The organism is Erwinia psychrophila, assembly GCF_039023475.1.
GTDB lineage: Bacteria > Pseudomonadota > Gammaproteobacteria > Enterobacterales > Enterobacteriaceae > Erwinia.
This window is the reverse complement of the sequence record NZ_JBCHVB010000006.1, coordinates 152586-172706: the sequence shown is the minus strand read 5'-3', so window position 1 is coordinate 172706 and position 20121 is coordinate 152586. Positions and strand designations below refer to the sequence as shown.

Annotated in this window: 17 protein-coding genes; 11 read left to right on the top strand and 6 right to left on the bottom strand. The window is 55.1% G+C overall.

The features are described 5' to 3' along the window. Nucleotides 1-11 precede the first annotated feature (11 nt). Both pdxJ and acpS read left to right on the top strand, forming a co-directional pair. Entirely contained in the window at nucleotides 12-743 is a 732-nt protein-coding gene (pdxJ, locus tag AAH446_RS15280) for a pyridoxine 5'-phosphate synthase (protein ID WP_342907536.1), read from the top strand. Then, complete coding sequence (gene acpS, locus AAH446_RS15275; protein WP_342907535.1) at nucleotides 743-1123, top strand: holo-ACP synthase; 381 nt, start codon at nucleotides 743-745, stop codon at nucleotides 1121-1123. Before pdxJ ends, acpS begins: the two co-directional genes overlap by 1 nt. Nucleotides 1124-1151: 28 nt before the next feature. On the opposite strand, the gene AAH446_RS15270 is transcribed toward acpS, so the two are convergent. From AAH446_RS15270 to AAH446_RS15255, 4 genes are all read right to left on the bottom strand, one after another. Then, nucleotides 1152-1406 carry a YfhL family 4Fe-4S dicluster ferredoxin gene (locus AAH446_RS15270; protein ID WP_342907534.1) on the bottom strand — a complete coding sequence of 85 codons (255 nt, stop codon included), beginning with the start codon at nucleotides 1404-1406 and terminating at the stop codon, nucleotides 1152-1154. Nucleotides 1407-1514: 108 nt separating this feature from the next. After that, complete coding sequence (locus AAH446_RS15265; RefSeq protein WP_342907533.1) at nucleotides 1515-2780, bottom strand: O-antigen ligase family protein; 1266 nt, start codon at nucleotides 2778-2780, stop codon at nucleotides 1515-1517. Nucleotides 2781-2788: 8 nt separating this feature from the next. Next, nucleotides 2789-3808, bottom strand: coding sequence for a glycosyltransferase family 8 protein (locus AAH446_RS15260; protein ID WP_342907532.1), 1020 nt, complete (start codon nucleotides 3806-3808; stop codon nucleotides 2789-2791). A gap of 92 nt (nucleotides 3809-3900) precedes the next feature. Beyond that, nucleotides 3901-4740: a MurR/RpiR family transcriptional regulator gene (locus AAH446_RS15255; protein WP_342907531.1), complete on the bottom strand. Its 840-nt coding sequence runs from the start codon at nucleotides 4738-4740 to the stop codon at nucleotides 3901-3903. Between the two features lie 177 nt (nucleotides 4741-4917). On the opposite strand from AAH446_RS15255, the gene murQ reads away from it, so the two are divergent. From murQ to tadA, 4 genes are read left to right on the top strand one after another with little or no spacing between them, the layout of a single operon-like run. Next, on the top strand, nucleotides 4918-5835 hold the full coding sequence (murQ, locus tag AAH446_RS15250; protein ID WP_342907622.1) for an N-acetylmuramic acid 6-phosphate etherase: 918 nt from the start codon (nucleotides 4918-4920) through the stop codon (nucleotides 5833-5835). A gap of 3 nt (nucleotides 5836-5838) precedes the next feature. Next, nucleotides 5839-7194, top strand: coding sequence for a PTS transporter subunit EIIC (locus tag AAH446_RS15245; protein ID WP_342907530.1), 1356 nt, complete (start codon nucleotides 5839-5841; stop codon nucleotides 7192-7194). Between the two features lie 3 nt (nucleotides 7195-7197). Next, on the top strand, nucleotides 7198-7836 hold the full coding sequence (gene yfhb, locus AAH446_RS15240) for a phosphatidylglycerophosphatase C (RefSeq protein WP_342907529.1): 639 nt from the start codon (nucleotides 7198-7200) through the stop codon (nucleotides 7834-7836). Between the two features lie 40 nt (nucleotides 7837-7876). Then, nucleotides 7877-8395, top strand: a complete 519-nt coding sequence (gene tadA, locus AAH446_RS15235) for a tRNA adenosine(34) deaminase TadA (protein ID WP_342907528.1) — start codon at nucleotides 7877-7879, stop codon at nucleotides 8393-8395. 31 nt (nucleotides 8396-8426) lie between these two features. On the opposite strand, the gene mltF is transcribed toward tadA, so the two are convergent. Continuing rightward, nucleotides 8427-9884, bottom strand: a complete 1458-nt coding sequence (gene mltF / locus AAH446_RS15230) for a membrane-bound lytic murein transglycosylase MltF (protein ID WP_342907527.1) — start codon at nucleotides 9882-9884, stop codon at nucleotides 8427-8429. A gap of 269 nt (nucleotides 9885-10153) precedes the next feature. Between mltF and purL the strand changes: the two genes are divergently transcribed. From purL to glnB, 5 genes are all read left to right on the top strand, one after another. After that, entirely contained in the window at nucleotides 10154-14044 is a 3891-nt protein-coding gene (gene purL / locus AAH446_RS15225; protein ID WP_342907526.1) for a phosphoribosylformylglycinamidine synthase, read from the top strand. Between the two features lie 626 nt (nucleotides 14045-14670). Next, nucleotides 14671-16101, top strand: a complete 1431-nt coding sequence (locus tag AAH446_RS15220) for a sensor histidine kinase (RefSeq protein WP_342907525.1) — start codon at nucleotides 14671-14673, stop codon at nucleotides 16099-16101. Next, nucleotides 16101-16844, top strand: coding sequence for a two-component system QseEF-associated lipoprotein QseG (qseG, locus tag AAH446_RS15215; RefSeq protein WP_342907524.1), 744 nt, complete (start codon nucleotides 16101-16103; stop codon nucleotides 16842-16844). Before AAH446_RS15220 ends, qseG begins: the two co-directional genes overlap by 1 nt. Next, nucleotides 16841-18175, top strand: coding sequence for a two-component system response regulator GlrR (gene glrR / locus AAH446_RS15210; RefSeq protein ID WP_342907523.1), 1335 nt, complete (start codon nucleotides 16841-16843; stop codon nucleotides 18173-18175). The genes qseG and glrR overlap by 4 nt, the downstream gene beginning before the upstream one ends. 140 nt (nucleotides 18176-18315) lie before the next feature. Next, a complete protein-coding gene (gene glnB, locus AAH446_RS15205; RefSeq protein ID WP_024965400.1) occupies nucleotides 18316-18654 on the top strand; it encodes a nitrogen regulatory protein P-II in 339 nt (112 codons plus the stop codon). Nucleotides 18655-18716: 62 nt separating this feature from the next. Here glnB and hmpA read toward each other — a convergent pair whose 3' ends face one another. Next, nucleotides 18717-19901: an NO-inducible flavohemoprotein gene (gene hmpA / locus AAH446_RS15200; RefSeq protein ID WP_342907522.1), complete on the bottom strand. Its 1185-nt coding sequence runs from the start codon at nucleotides 19899-19901 to the stop codon at nucleotides 18717-18719. Between the last annotated feature and the right edge of the window lie 220 nt (nucleotides 19902-20121).

The following is a 20121-nucleotide window of genomic DNA, read 5'->3' as shown; positions in this document are numbered from 1 at the left end:
TGAGGTTTGTCATGGCTGAGCTATTGTTAGGCGTTAATATCGACCACGTTGCCACCGTCCGTAACGCGCGCGGCACGCACTATCCTGACCCGGTACAGGCTGCGTTTGTCGCTGAGCAGGCAGGCGCTGACGGCATCACCGTCCATCTCAGAGAAGACCGTCGTCACATTACCGACCGCGACGTTCAGCTGCTGCGTCAGACTATCCAGACCCGCATGAACCTTGAGATGGCCGTCACCGATGAGATGGTGGACATCGCCTGTGAAATCAAACCGCATTTCTGCTGCCTGGTGCCTGAAAAGCGCGAAGAGGTGACGACCGAAGGCGGCCTGGACGTGGCGGGCCAGCTGGAAAAAATTACCCTGGCCGCTTCACGCCTGCGGGAGGCGGGGATTCTGGTTTCGCTGTTTATCGATCCTGACCATCAGCAGATAGATGCCGCGATGGCAGCAGGCGCGCCTTATATCGAAATTCATACCGGCGCCTATGCGGAAGCGGAAGAGGGCGCACTGCGTGACGCCGAGTTCCGCCGTATCAGGGATGCTGCCGCTTATGCGCATGATAAAGGACTGAAGGTCAATGCCGGCCACGGTCTGACCTATCACAACGTCCTGCCTGTCGCCGCGCTGCCGCAGATGCACGAGCTGAATATCGGACACGCCATTATCGGCCGTGCGGTAATGAGCGGGATGGCGGAAGCGGTCAGTGATATGAAAGCCCTGCTGCGGGAAGCGCGGCGCTAATGGCAATTCTCGGGCTCGGTACGGATATCGTTGAAATCACCCGGATTGAAGGGGTTATCTCGCGCTCCGGCGACCGGCTGGCGAAGCGTGTCTTAAGTGAGAACGAGTGGCTGCAATATCAGGCTCATCAGCAGCCCGTACGCTTTCTGGCTAAACGCTTTGCGGTAAAAGAGGCAGCAGCCAAAGCCTTTGGCACCGGGATCCGCGGCGGCCTGGCCTTCAATCAGTTTGAAGTTTATAACGATGAGCTGGGCAAGCCCGGGCTGCGTTTTTTTCTCAAGGCCGCCGAAGTAGCAAAGACGCTGGGCGTGGCTTATGTGCACGTCACGCTTGCTGACGAACGTCACTACGCCTGCGCGACGGTTATTATTGAAAACTAGCAAAGGGGCGAAAAGTCTTTCGCCCTTCTTATTCCGCGTGATGCAGTATCACAAACTTCTCCCATAGCGCATCCTCGCTCTCAATATGCGCCGGATCGGTAATGATAGTATTGTCGATAGGACAGACCTGCTGACAGGTCGGGGTCTCATAGTGACCAATACACTCGGTACAGCGGTCTGCATCAATCTGATAAATTGTATCACCCATGGAGATGGCCTGATTCGGGCATTCCGGCTCGCACATATCGCAGTTAATACATTTTTTCGTAATCAGTAACGCCATGATTATCTCATTCAGTGACATGGTGAAAGCGTCCGCATTATACGCTGCTCTTAGTCTGGGATCTTACTCCAGCGCAGGAATTGGCACTCCTGCGCAAATAAATGGATTTTATGAGACAGTATTTGACTGTCTATGGTCAGGCTTTTCCTTAAGCGCTGTGACCATCAGAGCCAGACTGATACAGATAAGCAAAACCGAATTACTTTGAATCAGAACAGAGTCGACCAGGCCGAAAAGGAAGACTGGCGCGATAATAAAAACAACCCCATTAGTTCTTAGCATTTTTCGCGATAGTGAAAATAGAACACCGCTAATAAAGAACGAAAGCAGAGCGAAAACTCCAAAAATACCTTGTAGCGAGAGGACTTCCAGCAGATCGTTATGCACGTGGTAAGCTACATTCTTCCAGGCCTCAGGATTATGTCGCTCATATTTAACAATATAATCACGAGCCTTTTCCGTACGCGCGTCTGAGCTCTGACCAATTATGCCAAAGTTAACGCTATCCCAGCCTGACTTCCAGATTGAAAAGCGTGCGCCAACAGAAGTGTTATTTTTTATCTGGTATTGTGTTATGTCATTTTTGATATCTTTCATCCTGTCCCAAATGGCATAAGGCGTGCCAACGGCAGCCGCTAAAAAAAGTGCCAGACAGCCATAGATAATGAACTTATGTATATTTTTATAATAAAAAAAGAAAAATGAAATATATAATAAAGGTGTAACAATTACCGCTGACCGCGTTCCAGTCAGAATAACCAATGTAATGTTTATTGAGAATATCACAAAGAAAATGACAATTGATAAAGTCGTGCTTTTGAAGCGCTGAAAGGCCAGGTAAAGAGAGGTTATGCAGACGAGTATAATTATGTAGGCGGCAGTAGTCGCCGCATCGGCAGTCAGCTTAATTCTTCTTCCATTGAGAAAGTGAGCATCGATAGCGAGCCAGAGGGTATAAAATAATCCAGCCAGGACGATGATTAATGACAGGTTTAACGTCGCTTTGTTTAACGCGCTGCGTGATTTATAGAAATAAAAAACCATAAATGCTGTTAGCAGCAATCTTTTTCCACCATTCACATAATTCCAGTGTATGTCTTTATAGAATGTGTCTTTAAAATAGTACCCCCAAACAATCCTTGAGAGACCAAATAATACTAAAGAGAGCATAAACCATATTAAGAGTTTGTTATCAATTTTCTCAGCGCGATGTGTCCATGCGTGATGAAGAGTGAAAATGATAGCAACATAGCTTACAATATAAAAAATCTTCTCAGGTAGCCCTTTGAGGAACAGATCTGATACCAGAGCAAAGGCTAAAGCTATAATACAGAGGCTATAGATAAGCTCTTGATGTTTTTTGATTAATTTCATCGAAAATCTCATTTAAAATAACGAAATATTAAATAGGTGAAATACCATCTCAGCCCCTGCATGATGGATTTTTTTGCGAACATAAGCTTGTACATTTTCTTTGCCTGCCAGTCTTTTGCAGGTTTATCGAAACTCACTGAAGACCAGCAGGATGATGCATGAATTCGGCGATAATATTTACAGGCGGCCTGTTCATTCCAGCTTTGCCAGGGCTTGTCTGCCCCTGCATAATGCAGAAAAACCGTCTCATCTGGCGGCAAAGCCAGATAGCCATTTAAGTCATGCTCAATTTTAAAAATAGTATTATATTTTGTTGCAAGAAAACCTGTTTTGCCTTCAAGGACTTTATTCAATGCATCCTGATCTGGGTAGTTAAATGCGTGGCCGTGCTGTTCAAGTACGGACAGCGCCGCAAGGGTAATGTTATTTTTAATCCAGGCATGGGTATTGATTAACATTACGCCGGAGTTAAAATAGTCTTTCCCTTGGAGACCAATTGAATCAGATAACTCATCGGTAAATTTACTGTTTTCCAGCGCAACAAACGCCGTCTCAGATGAAATATCATATTCTTCCCATATTTCTCTGAAAGAGCGAAGGCAAATGATATCAGCATCCAGATAAAGAAGGCTTTTTTCCTCATTAAGGATATGCGGCGCTAATAAACGATAGTAAATAGCCTTCGTAAATAATGACGTTGACGGAAAGTTGGTGAACAGACTGGAGGAAATTTGGTGCACCGTTAAGGAGTGTCCCGTACCGGTTAAAGTTGCAGTCAACTTATCATTAATAGCGCTAACATCTTCGTCCGTGATTAAATGAAAGCTGAATAATTGCTCCGCAGCATTGTCCAGGATCGATTGCATAGCAATACAGGCATGACGTAGGAAGTCGCCATCGACCCCAAAGACAATATGTTTCAGATCAGACTGTGCGGTGAAAGAGGCATTGTCAACTATCACCTGCTTCTTCAGGCTTCTTGCAAGAAATGCTTCGTCGATAATTTCGTTGAAACTCCCTGCGTTCATGTTAAGCATCCAGATAGCCTGTTATGTAAAGCGTGGAAGTATAATCAATCACTTTCATGGTGAGCAATATATTTGCTTGTAATGAATACCCACTACACCAGTTTTTTCACCAGCGCTTCGCTGTGGCGAATATGGGTGGAGGCGCGTTCCGGATCGTGTTGCACCAGCGCCATAAAAAGCAGATCCGTCAGGGTAAATTGCGCGGTAGTGGAGGAGATCGCCGCGCTGCGGGTTGTCTGCTCTTCCGCCACCGTATAGAGGCAGTAGGTGGCGCACTGTTGCAGCGTATTCGGCGTAAAGCCGGTGAAGGCGAGTACGCTGGCACCCGCCCGCTGGGCTTCCTGCGCCGCAAGGTTAATTTCCCTGCGTTCGCCGGTATAAGAGATGGCTAACAGCAGGTCACCGACGCTCAGAGCCTGTACGCTGGCTAACAGGGCATGCATATCCTGTTCTGCAACCGCGCTCATCCCGATTTTCATCAGCTTCCAGGAAAAATCTTTTGCCACCAGGCCTGATGCACCTATACCCACCAGCACTATACGGTTAGCGGTTCTCAGGAGCCGGAGAGTTTCCAGCAGCATCTCTTCGCTGTTGATATCCAGGGTGGCCCGAATGGCGGACTGTTTTTCCGTCAGCAGCTTTTCGCCCACCATTTTCAACGGATCGTCACTGAGGATCAGATTGTGTACGGTAATGGCATCCCTGTCCGCCAGCGACTCGCTGAGGGCCAGCTTCAGCGCCGGGAAGCCTTTATAACCGAGCTTTTGAGCGAATTTCACCACGCTGGACTGACTGACGCCCGACTCCTCAGCGAGCTTTTGTGAACTCAGATGACGGGCGCGATCCGGCTGGGACAGCAAAAAATCAGCCAGCCTGCGCTCGTTTAAAGCCAGGCGAGGATAAAGCTGGCGAATACGTAACAGTGAGCTCATCAGGCAATTTCTCCCGTTGGTGATGCAACATCCTGAATTATCAGGACTGATAATAGCTTGCTGGCGCGACGGCGGTAAACTTAACGCCGCTTTTATCACATTCCATGATGAAAGTCGGTTATTTCCCCTGCCAAATGAATATAATATTCCTCTTGTTACTTTTTTTAAGAATTTTTTATTCAAAAGGCGAAAAGTATGCACCTTGGTTCACTGATTTCTGAAACACGTAACGCCGACACCCTGGATCTGGACAGCCTCACCACGCTCGAAATGGTGACCAGATTCAACGATCAGGACGCGATGGTGGCTGACGCTGTCCGCGCGACGCTGCCGGCAGTGGCAAAAGCCGTTGATGCGGCCGCGCTTTCGCTGTCACAGGGCGGAAGACTTATTTATATGGGTGCCGGCACCAGCGGCCGGCTGGGCGTGCTGGATGCTTCTGAATGTCCTCCCACGTTCGGCGTCCCACATGGCCTTGTGGTGGGGGTGATTGCCGGCGGACCGGGCGCGCTGCTGAAAGCGGTGGAAGGGGCGGAAGATGATGAAAGTCTTGGCGTCAGGGATTTGCAGGCGCTGAACCTGACCCACAGCGACATGGTGGTGGGGCTGGCGGCGTCAGGACGAACGCCTTACGTCATTGGCGCGCTGCGCTTTGCCCGACAAAAGGGCTGCCGTACCGCCGCCATCTCCTGTAATCCTGATTCACCCATCGCCCGGGAGGCGGATATCGCCATCTCGCCCGTCGTCGGGCCGGAGGCGCTGACCGGCTCAACCCGCCTTAAGTCAGGCACCGCGCAGAAGCTTGTGCTCAATATGATCTCGACCAGCGCGATGGTCAAAATCGGTAAGGTTTATCAGAACCTGATGGTGGACATGCAGGCCACTAACGTGAAGCTGATCGATCGTGCCTGCCGGATGGTTTGCCAGGCAACGGGCTGTACGGCAGAAGAAGCGAAACGCGCCCTGAGTCAGACGGACCAGGCCGTCAAGCCCGCCATCCTGATGATACTGAGCGGCATGACGGCGGCACAGGCGCAAAAGCGGCTGGAAAAACATAAAGGGTTTCTGCGGGCGGCGCTTGAAGACAGAGGATAAGCCATGGATAACGCTAAACGTCTGGCAAGTGAATTACTGAAAGGTATCGGTGGGGCCGGGAATATCATCAGGCTGGAAAATTGTATGACCCGCGTAAGGGTGGAAGTCAGCGATGACAGCCAGCTTGATGTGGAAAAAATGCGTTTGCTTGAGGGAATGAAAGGCTACGTCAGGCAGGGAGATCAGCATCAGTTTATTGTCGGCCCTGGCGCGTCGGCAAAAGTGGTGGACGCGATGCGCAGCCTGATGGCGGCACAGCCAGCAGCGGCAGATATCAGCGCCACTAAAGCCGCCACGAAGAAAAAATATAAGGCGCCGATGAGCGACGCGCTCCGCCAGCTGGCGAATGTCTTTATTCCGCTGATCCCGGCATTTATCGCTTCGGGCCTGATTACGGGCATTATTAATATCCTCAGACGGCCCGATATCGTGGGTGACTTTGCCAGCCAGTATCCTAATGCGCTTGGACTGGCTGCCATTTTTGGCAGCGCCATTTTTACCATTATGAATATCCTGGTCGGCGTGAATACCGCTAAAGTTTTCGGCGGGTCCACCGCGCTGGGCGGGGTGATGGCAGGGATTCTCTCCAGTCCGGCGCTGGCGCAGATTACCCTGTTTGGCGAAGCCTTGCAGCCAGGCAGGGGCGGCGTGATCGCCGTGCTGCTGGTGGTAGCCATGATGTGCTGGATCGAAAAAAGGCTGCGCGAATGGCTTCCAGAGTCTGTTGAGCTGATCCTTAACCCGCTTCTGACTACACTGATAACTGCAACGGTCGCAATCGTCGCGCTGCAACCGCTGGGCGGCGTGATCTCCGATGCGATCGCTCATGGCGCATCTCTCGCTATCGATCGCGGCGGCATAGCGGTCGGCGCGGTACTGGCGGGCACTTTTCTGCCGCTGGTATTAACCGGGCTGCATCAGGGTATGGTGCCGATCCACGTTGAACTGGTACAGGCGCATGGCGTTAATGCCCTGCTGCCGATTCTGGCGATGGCGGGTGTGGGGCAGGTGGGTGCCTCGCTGGCCGTACTGCTGAAAACCCGGAACGCCCGGCTGAAAAAACTGGTCCGGGGGGCGTTACCCGTCGGGATTCTGGGGGTGGGCGAACCGCTGATCTTTGGCGTCACCCTGCCGCTGGGCAAACCTTTTATTGCGGCCTGTCTTGGCGGTGCTGTGGGCGGGGCGGTAATCAGTTCTGCCAAAGTGGCAACGGTGATTACCTTTGGTATTTCCGGTTTGCCACTGGCGCTCACTATCATCTCTGGTAAGGTTATGCTTTATCTGGCAGGTTGGCTGACAGCTGTTATCTGCGGTTTTCTGTTTGCCTGGTTTATGGGCTTCAACGACCCCGAGGAGTAATGTTTGACTACTGGTAAGGAACGTCGTGTGGTGTTTTTCGATCTGGACGGCACGCTTCATCAGCAGGATATGTTTGGCACCTTTATGCGTTACCTTCTCTGGCGCCAACCACTGAACCTGCTGCTGGTGCTGCCAGTTCTGCCGATCGTGGGCGCCGGACTGTTAATTAAGGGACGGGCCGCGCGCTGGCCGATGAGCCTGCTGCTATGGTCGATTACCTTTGGACACAGCGAGGCGAGCCTGCGGGCGCGTGAAGCCTCTTTTGCCGCCTGGTTTCGTCAGCGGGTAACCGCTTTTCCGGTTGTTCAGCAGCGGCTGACGGACTATCTCAATAGCTCTGACGCTGACGTCTGGCTGATCACCGGTTCGCCGCAGCCTCTGGTCGAGCAGGTCTACTTCGATTCGGCTTTTCTTCCCCGCGTGAAGCTGATCGCCAGCCAGATGAAACGTGGTTTCGGTGGGCGGGTATTGGCGGTACGCTGCCTGGGTCATGAAAAAGTGGCGCGTCTTGAGGAGCAAATCGGGACGCCGCTGCAGCTCTATAGCGGATACAGCGACAGTAAGCAGGATAACCCGCTGCTCTTTTTCTGCCAGCACCGCTGGCGGGTCACGCCGCGCGGAGATCTGCAACAGCTTGAGTAAACGGGTATACTGCCCCGCGTTTTTTTAGCTGGAGACTCAGGTGAGCACGACCCCTAATGATGAATTCTGGATGCGCCACGCGCTGATGCTGGCTCGCAGGGCCTGGGAAGAAGGTGAAGTACCCGTCGGCGCTGTCCTGGTGCAGGGCGATCGCGTCATAGGCGAAGGCTGGAACCGGCCTATCGGGCATCACGATCCCACGGCGCATGCGGAAATTATGGCGCTGCGGCAGGGCGGTAAAGTGCTTGAAAATTACCGTCTGCTGGACACCACGCTCTATGTCACGCTGGAACCCTGCGTTATGTGTGCGGGTGCCATGGTGCATGGCAGAATAGACCGGCTGGTTTATGGCGCAAAAGATGAGAAAACGGGGGCGGCTGGTTCGCTGCTTGATGTGCTGGGGCATCCCGGCATGAACCATCAGGTGGCTATTGACCAGGGCGTGCTGGCCGGGGAGTGCGCGGCCATGCTCAGCGATTTCTTCCGGCACCGTCGGGCGGAAAAAAAGGCGCTGCGTGATAAACAACGTCAGGCGGCGTCTGATTCAGCTTCCGGATAGTTCAGAAGGGGCGAACCTCGTCCCTTCTGGATCAGTTCAGCGCAATCTCCGGTTTGACGGTAGGATAGCCGTTGCCCAGCTCTGCTTCCAGCGCCGCCTGCTGGGCCAGTTTACGTTCCTGATCCTGTAAATAGCCGACCAGGCTTAGCTGGTAAATCCGGATGTTTTCCACATAGTTATAGGCTTCGTGGCCCCGCGCGTAGCCATACCGGGTTTTGCTGTAATAGCGTTTCTGGCTCAGCATTGGCAGCCGCTGCTTAACGTCTGCCCAGCTGTCGGGATTGCCTTTCTGTCTGGCCGTCAGCGTACGCACATCAAGCATATGCGCATAGCCCATGTTGTAGGCCGCCAGCGCAAACCAGATACGCTCATCTTCAGGAACGGTATCTGGCACTTTCTCCATCATCCGCGTCAGATACTCACTGCCGCCGCGAATGCTCTGCTCGGGATCGGTCCGGTCGGTGACGTCCAGGCTTTCAGCCGTGTTTCGCGTCAGCATCATCATACCGCGCACCCCGGTAGGGGAGGTTGCCTGCGGATTCCAGTGCGACTCCTGGTAAGAGATGGCGGCAAGCAGACGCCAGTCAATCTTACTGGCATATTTTTCGAACAGCGGCCGGATAGCGGGCAATGTACTGTCAATAGCGCGCAAAAAAGTGCGGGTATCGACGTAATCGAACGTCCCAAGATGACCCAGATACTTCTCTTCCAGCCGCGCTAAAATGCCTTCTTCGCCCATCTGATTAAAGTAGTCGAGGAGCGCCGCGTTCAGGCTGTCATCTTCAGTCCGTTGCATATACCAGGTGACCGGCTCTTCATCGGTAATGTCGAAGGCCACCGCCAGCTGTGGATGAATGCGCTGGAGCAGGGCAATAGACAGGGAATCGCCGACCGTGTAGTCGAGCTTGCCATCCGCCACCGCCTCCAGCAGCGCATTAGGGCTCTGATCGGTAGATATCGCCCAGTCGAGATCGGGATACTGATTCTGCTTGATGCTGCGTAGCGTGGAGAGATAGGCGGAGTCAGAGGCCACCGTCAGCCGTCCAGTCAGATCGCCCAGGCTCTTCGGACGCGGCTTGCCCATCCGGTAGACGAGCTGCTGCGAAACGGAATAATAAGTCGGGCCGGTACGAAAACGTGACAGGCGATCGCCGCTATAGAGTAATCCCGCCGCCAGCACGTCAGCTCTGTCATCTTCCAGATCGTCAAACAGCTCGCTCAGGTTCTGACGGACGGTCACTTCCAGCTTAACGCCCAGATAATCGGCGAAACGCTTTGCCAGCTCGTAATCCATACCGGCCGGCGCTTTATTAATTGTGTAGTAGGTCAGCGATGAAGTCAGCGTGCTGATGCGCAGCACTCCCCGCGATTTTATCTGTTCTAACTGGTCCTGCGAGCTACTATACCAGGGGATCGCAGGCCACAGTGCCAGCGAGAGCAGCACGGTGATAAGCCCAATAAACAGATAATTAAATTTCAGGCGTTTCAAATAGTTATCTCTCAATTGCTCTCAGGTTTCTGTCTGTAACGGCAGTATTTGTGATCTTTATTGGATCCTGAGCGTGGGGCATTTTGCGCAACTCATCCCCCCGGTGCAACTGAATTCATGCCGGATTGTGCGATTTTAAGCCAATTCCGCTGGTTGATAAATTCTGCGCAAACGGTTTCGTAACGGGTGGGGATTCTCTATAATACCGCCGCTTTCCCTGTTGCGCCCAAAGAAGCGTCGCCCGGCGCTTCGAAGACGAGAGATCTTTGATGATGGAAATTCTGCGTGGTTCGCCCGCTCTGTCGGCATTTCGTGTTACTAAATTGCTGGCCCGCTTTCAGGACGCTCACCTGCCGGTGAGTGACATTTACGCTGAGTATGTCCATTTTGCCGAGGTCAGCGCGCCCCTTTCCGATGCGGAAAAAGCCCGCCTGGCGCGCCTGCTGAAATATGGCCCCTCTCTCGCCGGACATGCGCCTGAAGGGCGCCTGCTGCTGGTCACGCCCCGCCCAGGCACCCTCTCTCCGTGGTCATCCAAAGCCACCGATATTGCGCACAACTGCGACCTGCCGCAGGTCAAACGCCTTGAGCGTGGCCTGGCCTTTTATGTCAAAGCGCCACAGATGACGGAAGCGCAGTGGGGGGAACTCGCTACCTTGCTGCACGATCGCATGATGGAGGTGGTTCTGACCGACTTCTCGCAGGCAGAGCAGCTGTTTGCGCACCATCAGCCAGCACCGCTGCAAAGCGTGAATCTGCTGGGCGAAGGCCGGGAGGCGCTGGTTGAGGCTAACCGCAAGCTGGGCCTGGCGCTGGCCGATGATGAAATCGACTATCTGCAGGCGGCGTTTGAAAAACTTGGGCGCAACCCGAACGACATTGAGCTTTATATGTTTGCTCAGGCGAACTCAGAGCACTGTCGTCATAAAATCTTCAACGCCGACTGGATCATCGACGGTGAAGCGCAGCCGAAATCGCTGTTCAAAATGATCAAAAATACCTTCGAGAAGACGCCCGATTACGTGCTCTCCGCCTATAAAGATAATGCGGCGGTCATGGAAGGCTCTCAGGTTGGTCGTTTTTATGCTGACGCCGACAAGGGCCAGTATGATTTCCATCAGGAGGAGGCGCATATCCTGATGAAGGTGGAAACCCATAACCATCCCACCGCCATCTCCCCATGGCCGGGCGCGGCAACCGGCTCCGGCGGTGAAATCCGCGATGAAGGCGCAACGGGCCGTGGTGCCAAACCCAAGGCCGGACTGACAGGATTCTCCGTGTCTAACCTGCGTATTCCCGGCTTCGAGCAGCCCTGGGAAGAGGATTTCGGCAAGCCGGATCGTATCGTGACCGCACTCGATATCATGACGGAAGGTCCGCTGGGTGGCGCAGCCTTTAACAATGAGTTCGGGCGTCCAGCCCTGACTGGCTATTTCCGTACCTATGAAGAGCGGGTTAACAGCCATAACGGCGTTGAGCTGCGCGGCTATCATAAGCCCGTGATGCTTGCGGGGGGCCTGGGCAACATCCGTGCCGATCATGTTCAGAAAGGCGAAATTACGCTGGGCGCGAAGCTTATCGTTCTCGGCGGTCCGGCAATGAACATTGGTCTGGGCGGCGGGGCAGCCTCCTCTATGGCGTCCGGTCAGTCCGATGCTGACCTGGATTTTGCCTCCGTGCAGCGCGACAACCCGGAAATGGAGCGTCGCTGCCAGGAAGTAATCGATCGCTGCTGGCAGCTGGGCGAAGAGAACCCGATTCTCTTTATCCACGATGTGGGTGCGGGCGGGCTTTCCAACGCGATGCCCGAGCTGGTGAGCGACGGTCATCGCGGCGGCCGTTTCAACCTGCGTGACATTCTCAATGATGAACCCGGCATGAGTCCGCTTGAGATCTGGTGTAATGAATCTCAGGAGCGCTACGTGCTGGCCGTTTCGCCTGACAAACTGGCGCAGTTTGACGCGCTCTGCAAGCGTGAGCGCGCGCCTTATGCCGTGATTGGCGAAGCGACCGAAGAGATGCATCTGTCTCTCACTGACAGCCACTTCGATAACAAACCTATCGATATGCCGCTTGATGTGCTGCTGGGCAAAACGCCGAAAATGACCCGCGATGTCAGCACGCTGCAGGCAAAAGGTGAGGCGCTGGATCGCGATGGCATTACGCTTGAAGATGCCGTTAAGCGCGTACTGCATCTTCCGGCCGTCGCTGAGAAAACCTTCCTGATTACCATTGGCGACCGCTCGGTAACCGGTATGGTTGCCCGCGATCAGATGGTTGGCCCCTGGCAGATCCCGGTTGCGGACTGTGCCGTCACAACCGCCAGCCTGGACAGCTATTACGGTGAGGCGATGTCGCTGGGTGAACGTGCGCCGGTTGCGCTCCTCGATTTTGCCGCCTCTGGCCGTCTGGCAGTGGGCGAGGCGTTGACCAATATCGCCGCCACGCAGATCGGCTCGCTCAAACGCATCAAGCTTTCCGCTAACTGGATGGCCGCTGCGGGCCATCCGGGTGAGGATGCCGGACTTTATGAGGCCGTGAAGGCCGTGGGTGAAGAACTTTGCCCGGCGCTGGGCATCACTATTCCGGTCGGCAAAGACTCTATGTCGATGAAGACCCGCTGGCAGCAGGGCGCTGAACAGCGTGAGATGACCTCACCGCTGTCGCTGGTGATCACCGCGTTTGCCCGTGTGGAAGATGTACGCCGTACCGTCACGCCGGAACTGAAGCCGCAGGAAGATAACGCGCTGCTGCTGATCGATCTGGGCAAAGGCGTTAACGCGCTCGGCGCAACCGCCCTCTCACAGGTCTACCGTCAGCTCGGTGACAAACCCGCAGACGTTCGCGATGTGCAGCAGCTGGCTGGCTTCTTTAACGCGATGCAGACGCTGGTGGCAGATGACAAGCTGCTGGCCTACCACGACCGCTCTGATGGCGGACTGCTGGTGACGCTGGCTGAGATGGCCTTTGCCGGTCACTGTGGCATTGAAGCGGATATCGCCGCCCTGGGCAGCGATCCCCTTGCCGCGCTGTTTAATGAAGAGCTGGGTGCCGTCATTCAGGTTGCGGCAGCGGATCGGGCAGAAGTTGAAGCGGTATTTGTCGCTAACGGCCTTGCTGACTGCGTGCATTTCCTTGGGCGTGCCCAACGCGGCGATCGTTTTGTGATTACCGCAGGGGATAATGCGGTATACAGCGAAAGCCGTACCACGCTGCGTACCTGGTGGGCGGAAACGACCTGGCAAATGCAGCGCCTGCGTGATAACCCTGCCTGCGCCGATCAGGAACATGAGGCGAAGAAAAACGATCGCGATCCCGGCCTGAACGTGGCATTGACCTTCAAACCTGAAGAGGATATTGCGGCTCCCTTTATCGCAACCGGCGCGCGGCCTAAAGTGGCCGTGCTGCGTGAGCAGGGCGTTAACTCGCATGTTGAGATGGCGGCGGCATTCCACCGCGCCGGATTCGAGGCGGTTGATGTGCATATGAGCGATCTGCTTGCAGGGCGTCGCGGGCTGGAAGATTTTCAGACGCTGGTGGCCTGTGGCGGCTTCTCTTACGGTGACGTACTGGGCGCCGGCGAGGGCTGGGCTAAATCCATCCTGTTTAACGCTCGCGTGCGCCATGAGTTTGAAACCTTTTTCCACCGTCCGCAAACGCTGGCGCTTGGCGTCTGTAACGGCTGTCAGATGATGTCGAACCTGCGCGAGCTGATCCCGGGAAGCGAAGCCTGGCCCCGCTTTGTCCGTAACCAGTCAGAGCGCTTTGAAGCCCGCTTCAGCCTTGTGGAGATCGCCGCCAGCCCCTCACTGATGCTGGATGGCATGCAGGGCTCACGGATGCCCATCGCCGTTTCCCACGGTGAAGGCTTCGTCGAAGTTCGTGATGACGCTCACCTGGCGACGCTTGAAAGCAAAGGTCTGGTCGCACTGCGCTACGTGGATAACTTCGGTAAAGTCACGCAGCAGTATCCGGCCAACCCGAACGGCTCGCCGAACGGTATTACCGCCGTTACCAACGAAAGCGGTCGCGTCACCATTATGATGCCGCACCCGGAGCGGGTATTCCGTACGGTCAGCAACTCATGGCATCCGGAAGGATGGGGTGAAGACAGCCCATGGATGCGCCTGTTCCGCAACGCCCGGAAGCAGCTGGGCTAAGCAGGCTTAAGCGGCAGCCGTTCCCCTGCTGTCGCTGTTCACACTTTTATCAGAAGCAGCCATGCGGCTGCTTTTTTACTGTCAGGCAAACTGTTGCAAATTGCCGACAAAGGCTCATATAGGGTGTCTCCAAATGGAGACATGTAATCTATTGATTTAAATGCTATATAAAAACAGCGTTGTTTAGTGTTGCCTGTTGACGACAGTTATCCTGCCGCTGCAGTGAAGAGGGCGATGAGGTAAAGAACGAATTTATTTAATTTCCTTAAATATCAGATAATTAAATTTTTATTTTCATTATTGGCACGCGGCTTGCTATAATAAACCCAGTGGCTCATTCACTTAGCTATGACAGCCCTGCGCAAGCGGACAAGCGCTTCATAACACATCGAATGACGCACAATACGGTGCCTGCCGTCCACCTAACCGATAACAGTCCACGCTGTGGCTTTATCAGACACCGGACGCAACGTTGAGTTAGGCACCACCTATTTTTCAGGCTGCGCCGCGCAGCCTGTCCGGAATGGCAGATTCTCTGAATCTGCCATTTTTCGTTTCTGCCTGAGCCTTTCCTCCCGCGCCGCACTCAGCTAGCATCAGGACACGATAAAAAGTGAGAGCCTCCTGTGAAAAAATGGCGTTTATTTCCGCGTTCCCTGCGACAGCTGGTGCTGATGGCCTTTCTGCTAGTGCTGCTGCCGCTGCTGGTGCTGGCCTGGCAGGCCTGGGAGAGCTTATCGGCGCTCAGCGACCGGGCGGCGGATACCAACCGGACTACCCTGACCGACGTCCGCCGCAGCGAGGCAATGGCCCGCACCGCCCTGGAGCTTGAACGCAGCTACCGGCAATATTGCGTACTGGATGACCCCATGCTGGCCAACCTATATCAGACGCAGCGAACAAAATATGCCCGGATGCTGGAAGAGCATGCTTCTGTGCTGGCAGATGCGCTGATTTCCCAGCGGTTAAGCCAGTCGCTGGTCAGTCTTAATACCCTTGCCTGTACCAACAGCAGTCCGGTCAGGGCGGCCTCGCAGGCGCTTGAGACCTTTTCAGCCTCCAACGGCCAGCTTGTCCAGTCCACGCGTGAAGTGGCCTTTTCCCGGGGGCTACAGCTACAGCGTGAAATTGCCGAGCGCGGCCAGTATTTTGGCTGGCAGGCGCTGATCCTCTTTCTGCTCAGCGTCGGTCTGGTGCTGCTGTTTACCCGGATGATTATCGGCCCGGTAAAGGCGGTTGAGCGGATGATTAACCGGCTGGGGGAAGGAAAGCGGCTCAGCCACAATCTGGCGGCCAGGGGACCGAGAGAGCTGCGTTCGCTCGGGCAAAGTATTCTCTGGCTGAGCGAACGTCTGGCGTGGCTGGAGTCACAGCGCCATGAGTTTCTGCGACACATTTCCCACGAGCTGAAAACGCCCCTTGCCAGTATGCGGGAGGGGACGGCGCTACTGGCTGACGAAGTCGCCGGGCCGCTCACTGCCGATCAGCAGGATGTGGTTGCGATTCTCGACGAAAGCAGCTGCCATCTGCAGCGGCTGATAGAACAGCTGCTTGATTACAACCGCGAGCTATCCGATGCGCCAGTGGCGCGGGTCCCGGTCGACCTTGAGGCTCTGGTGGAGCGGATTGTCAGTACGCACAGCCTGACCGCCCGTTCCAAATCAGTGCAGACCGACATTACGCTGGCTGAAAAAACCTGCCTGGCGGAACCGATGCTGCTGGCGCGGGCCATCGACAATCTTTATTCGAACGCAATACATTACGGCAGCGAATCCGGTACCATCTGGATCCGCAGCCGCCGTCAGGGTAACAGGTCGGTTATTGAGGTGGAAAACACCGGAACGCCGGTACCTGCTACCGAACAGGCAATGATATTTGAACCCTTTTTCCAGGGCAGCCAGCAACGAAAGGGCGCCGTGAAAGGGAGCGGGCTGGGGCTCAGCATCGCCAGAGATTGTATTCAACGCCTGCAGGGTGATTTGCAGCTGGTTCAAAATGAAGGGGCGGTGGTCTGTTTTCGGATCGAACTCACGTCTGCCGCCGGGAATGACAGATAATGAGAACTGATAATTTTACCGCCGTAAGCGCGGGCGCTGGCCGTATCGCTGCGCTATTTTTCTGCGCCGCACTGCTTGCGGCCTGTACGACCAAAGCGCCGGGGTTAGCCGCCAGCAAGCCGTTAACGCCGCAGGCGGAGCCGGAAGCTAAGGTGATCGATTTTCAGCAGGTTGACTGCGCCCGGATATGGGATCTACAGGGTGACAAGGTGAGCCATAATGCCCTTTACTGGCTGAGAGGCATCGACTGTGCGGGACGTCTTTCTCCCGCTGAAGCGCGGGCGGAAGCGCGCCGCTGGCCGGCGAATGACTGGCAGAACGCTTTCAGGCAGGGTGTGCTGCTGGCCAACGGCAACGTGACGCCCGTGGAGCGACGGCAGTATATGCAGCGGCTGGCGCTGTTCAGTCCGGACTATCCTCCGGCGGTCAGGCCGCTGATCCAGCTCTGGCGTAACGGCCAGTCCGGCCAGCTAGAGCTTGCTGCTGAGCGTATGCGCTATTATCAGCTCCGGCAGAGTAGCGACAGCGAGCTCGATGCGCTTCGCCAGAGCCTGAGTGAGCGGAATGAGGCGCTGAGCATCACGCGCCGCAAGCTGGAGACGCTGACCGATATTGAGCGACAGCTCTCTTCACGGCGCTCGCCTGAGACTTCAGACAGCAGCCATGCGGGCGATCGCGACGGGCAGCCTGACAACGATGTGGCAACGCCTGGCACCACGAAAGAGGAGGCGAGCCAGCCATGATAAAAAAATCAGCCAGCCTGCTTCTGGTGGATGACGATCCCAGCCTGCTCAGGCTGCTGGGAATGCGTCTTGCCAGTGAGGGATTCAGTGTCCTGACGGCCGCAAGCGGCCCTGAGGCGCTGAAAACCTTACTCCGGGAAAAGGTGGATCTGGTGATAAGCGACCTGCGTATGGATGAGATGGACGGGATGGCGCTGTTCAGTGAGATCCAGAAACAGCAGCCGGGTATGCCCGTGATCATCCTTACCGCGCATGGATCTATCCCCGACGCCGTCTGGGCCACGCAGCAGGGCGTATTCAGCTTTCTTACCAAGCCCGTTGACCGGGACGCGCTCTACAGCGCTATCGACCAGGCGCTGGCGCACCGGGCGCCCGCCAGCGACGATGCCTGGCGGGAAAGCATCGTCACCCGCAGTCCGATCATGCTTCGCCTGCTGGAACAGGCGCGGATGGTGGCGCAGTCGGACGTCAGCGTGCTGATCAATGGCCAGAGCGGGACCGGTAAGGAGATTCTGGCTCAGGCCATACATGCTGCCAGCCCGCGGGCAGGAAATCCCTTCGTCGCCATCAACTGCGGTGCGCTTCCCGAGCAGCTGCTTGAATCGGAGCTGTTTGGTCATGCCAGAGGCGCTTTTACCGGGGCCGTCAGCAGCCGGGAGGGGCTTTTTCAGGCGGCGGAGGGCGGTACGCTCTTTCTTGATGAAATCGGCGATATGCCTCAGGCGCTGCAGGTAAAACTGCTGCGGGTACTCCAGGAGCGCAAGGTGCGGCCGCTGGGCAGCAATCAGGATCGGGATATTAACGTCAGGATCATCTCTGCCACCCACCGGGACCTGCCTGAAGCGATGGAGAAACAGACGTTCCGCGAAGATCTTTTCTACCGGCTCAACGTGGTGAATCTTAAAATCCCCACGCTTCAGCAGCGTTCCGAGGATATTCCGCTGCTGGCGAATCATCTGCTGAAGCAGTCAGCGGAGCGTCATAAGCCCTTTGTGCGGCGCTTTTCCACCGATGCGATGAAACGTCTGCTGGCGGCGAGCTGGCCCGGCAATGTGCGACAGCTGGTCAACGTTATCGAACAGTGCGTGGCGCTCACCTCCGCGCCGGTGATTAGCGAAGCGCTGGTGGAGCAGGCGCTGGCAGGCGAAAGCAGCGTATTACCGACCTTTGCCGAGGCCAGAAACCAGTTCGAGCTGAACTATTTACGTAAGCTGCTACAGATGACAAACGGCAACGTGACGCACGCGGCAAGGCTGGCCGGGCGTAACCGGACGGAGTTTTATAAGCTGCTCTCGCGCCATGAACTCGACGCTTCAGATTTTAAAGCGTAATTTTCAGTGCCGCTTCGCTGCCGGGATATGGTAGCGTAGCATCCTGAAAAAGAGACGGGCCGCGCGGCGGGACCTGTCCGCTGCACTTATACTGAACGCAGGATCACCCTCCACGACGGGGGAAATGAAAAGGGTCTGACATGAAAAAGATTGATGCAATTATCAAACCATTCAAGCTTGATGACGTGCGTGAAGCGCTGGCGGAAGTCGGCATCACCGGCATGACCGTCACCGAAGTGAAAGGTTTTGGTCGTCAGAAAGGCCACACGGAACTTTACCGTGGCGCAGAATATATGGTTGATTTTCTGCCTAAGGTGAAAATTGAGATCGTTATTTCTGACGATATCGTGGATACCTGCGTGGATACCATCATGCGCACCGCGCAGACCGGCAAAATCGGCGATGGTAAAATTTTCGTCTTCGACGTGGCGCGAGTGGTGCGGATCCGTACCGGCGAGGAAGACGAAGAGGCTATCTGATCTGCTGACCTGAATCGCCGCATCGCCGTCCCTTATGGACGGCGATGGCGTTTTTGCGCAAATCAGATAACTTTATGCGGCCCGAAGACCTCATAATGGATGCGCGCGTTCTCAATCCCCATCCCGATAAGCTGTTTCGCCACATACTGCATAAATATCACCGGGCCACAGAGATAATAATGCATGGCGGGATCGCTTAACTGGCTCTCCAGCGGCATGAGTTCCATCCATCCCTCGCTGTCGTAGCGGCCTTGATCCTGGGGTAGCGGCTGGTTATACCAGATGTGCTGCGAAAATTTTTCAAGCTTGCTGCCTGACAAAGTCACTTCATCACGGAAGGCGTGTCGCTTACCGTTATCCGCCGCATGGAACCACTGTACGCCTGAGGGATGGCGCTGGGCCGCCAGCACATCAAGCATGGCCAGCACAGGCGTCTGTCCGACGCCGGCAGAAATCAGCGTAACCGGCGTTTGCGGTGACACCTTCAGATAGAAATCGCCCGCCGGTGCCGACAGCAGGATTTCATCCCCCTGCTGAGCGTGCTGATGCAGCCAGCCTGATACGGTGCCGCCTGGCTCATGGCGGACGGCGATGCGATAGTCGCGGCCGTTTGGCGCGCGGGTCAGGGAGTACTGACGAATCTCCTGATTGGCGAAGTTTTTATTCTGCACCCAGACGCCCAGATACTGGCCCGCCTGATAGTCCGCCACCGGCCCGCCGTCCGTCGGCGTCAGCAGGAAACTCTTGATGATGTCGCTCTCTTCTTTGATGTCACTGATGCGAAAAGCACGAGGCGTCCGCCAGCCGCCCGTTTTATTTTCAGCCTCCTGATAAAGCTGCTCTTCACGCTGAATAAATACGCCCGCTAATACGCCATAAGCTTTGCCCCAGGCATCAAGGACTTCCTGTCCCGGGCTGAGCAGTTCATCCAGCGTTGCCAGCAGGTGCGTTCCCACTATCTGATACTGTTCCGGCTGAATAGCAAAGCTGGTGTGCTTCTGTGCAATTTTTTCAACCGCGGGCAGTAGTGCAGGTAAGTTTTCGATATTTCCCGCATAGGCGCAAATCGCGTTAAACAGCGCCTCTCGCTGGTTACCATTACGCTGGTTGCTCATATTGAAAATATCTTTCAGCTCGGGATTATGGGCAAACATCCGGTCATAAAAGTGGGCGGTCAGACGTGGACCTGTTGCCAGCAGGGCAGGGATGGTGGCTTTTACGGTAGCAATCGTTTTGGCGTCAAGCATAGGTGGCTCCTGCAGGAAAAGTTATAAGATGCATTTCAAATGCATCTTATAATTTCCCGGCGCGTTTTGTAAATACACCTTTCAGGGACAGGGGCATTTTTTTGTGACGCGACCGGCTTAACGTGAATAATCTGCATCGCGGTTGTGAAGAAATATCCGGTCGAAAGGGCGGGTTAAAAACGGAATAAACCCTTGCTGCATCGCAAGCCAATCGTTTGCG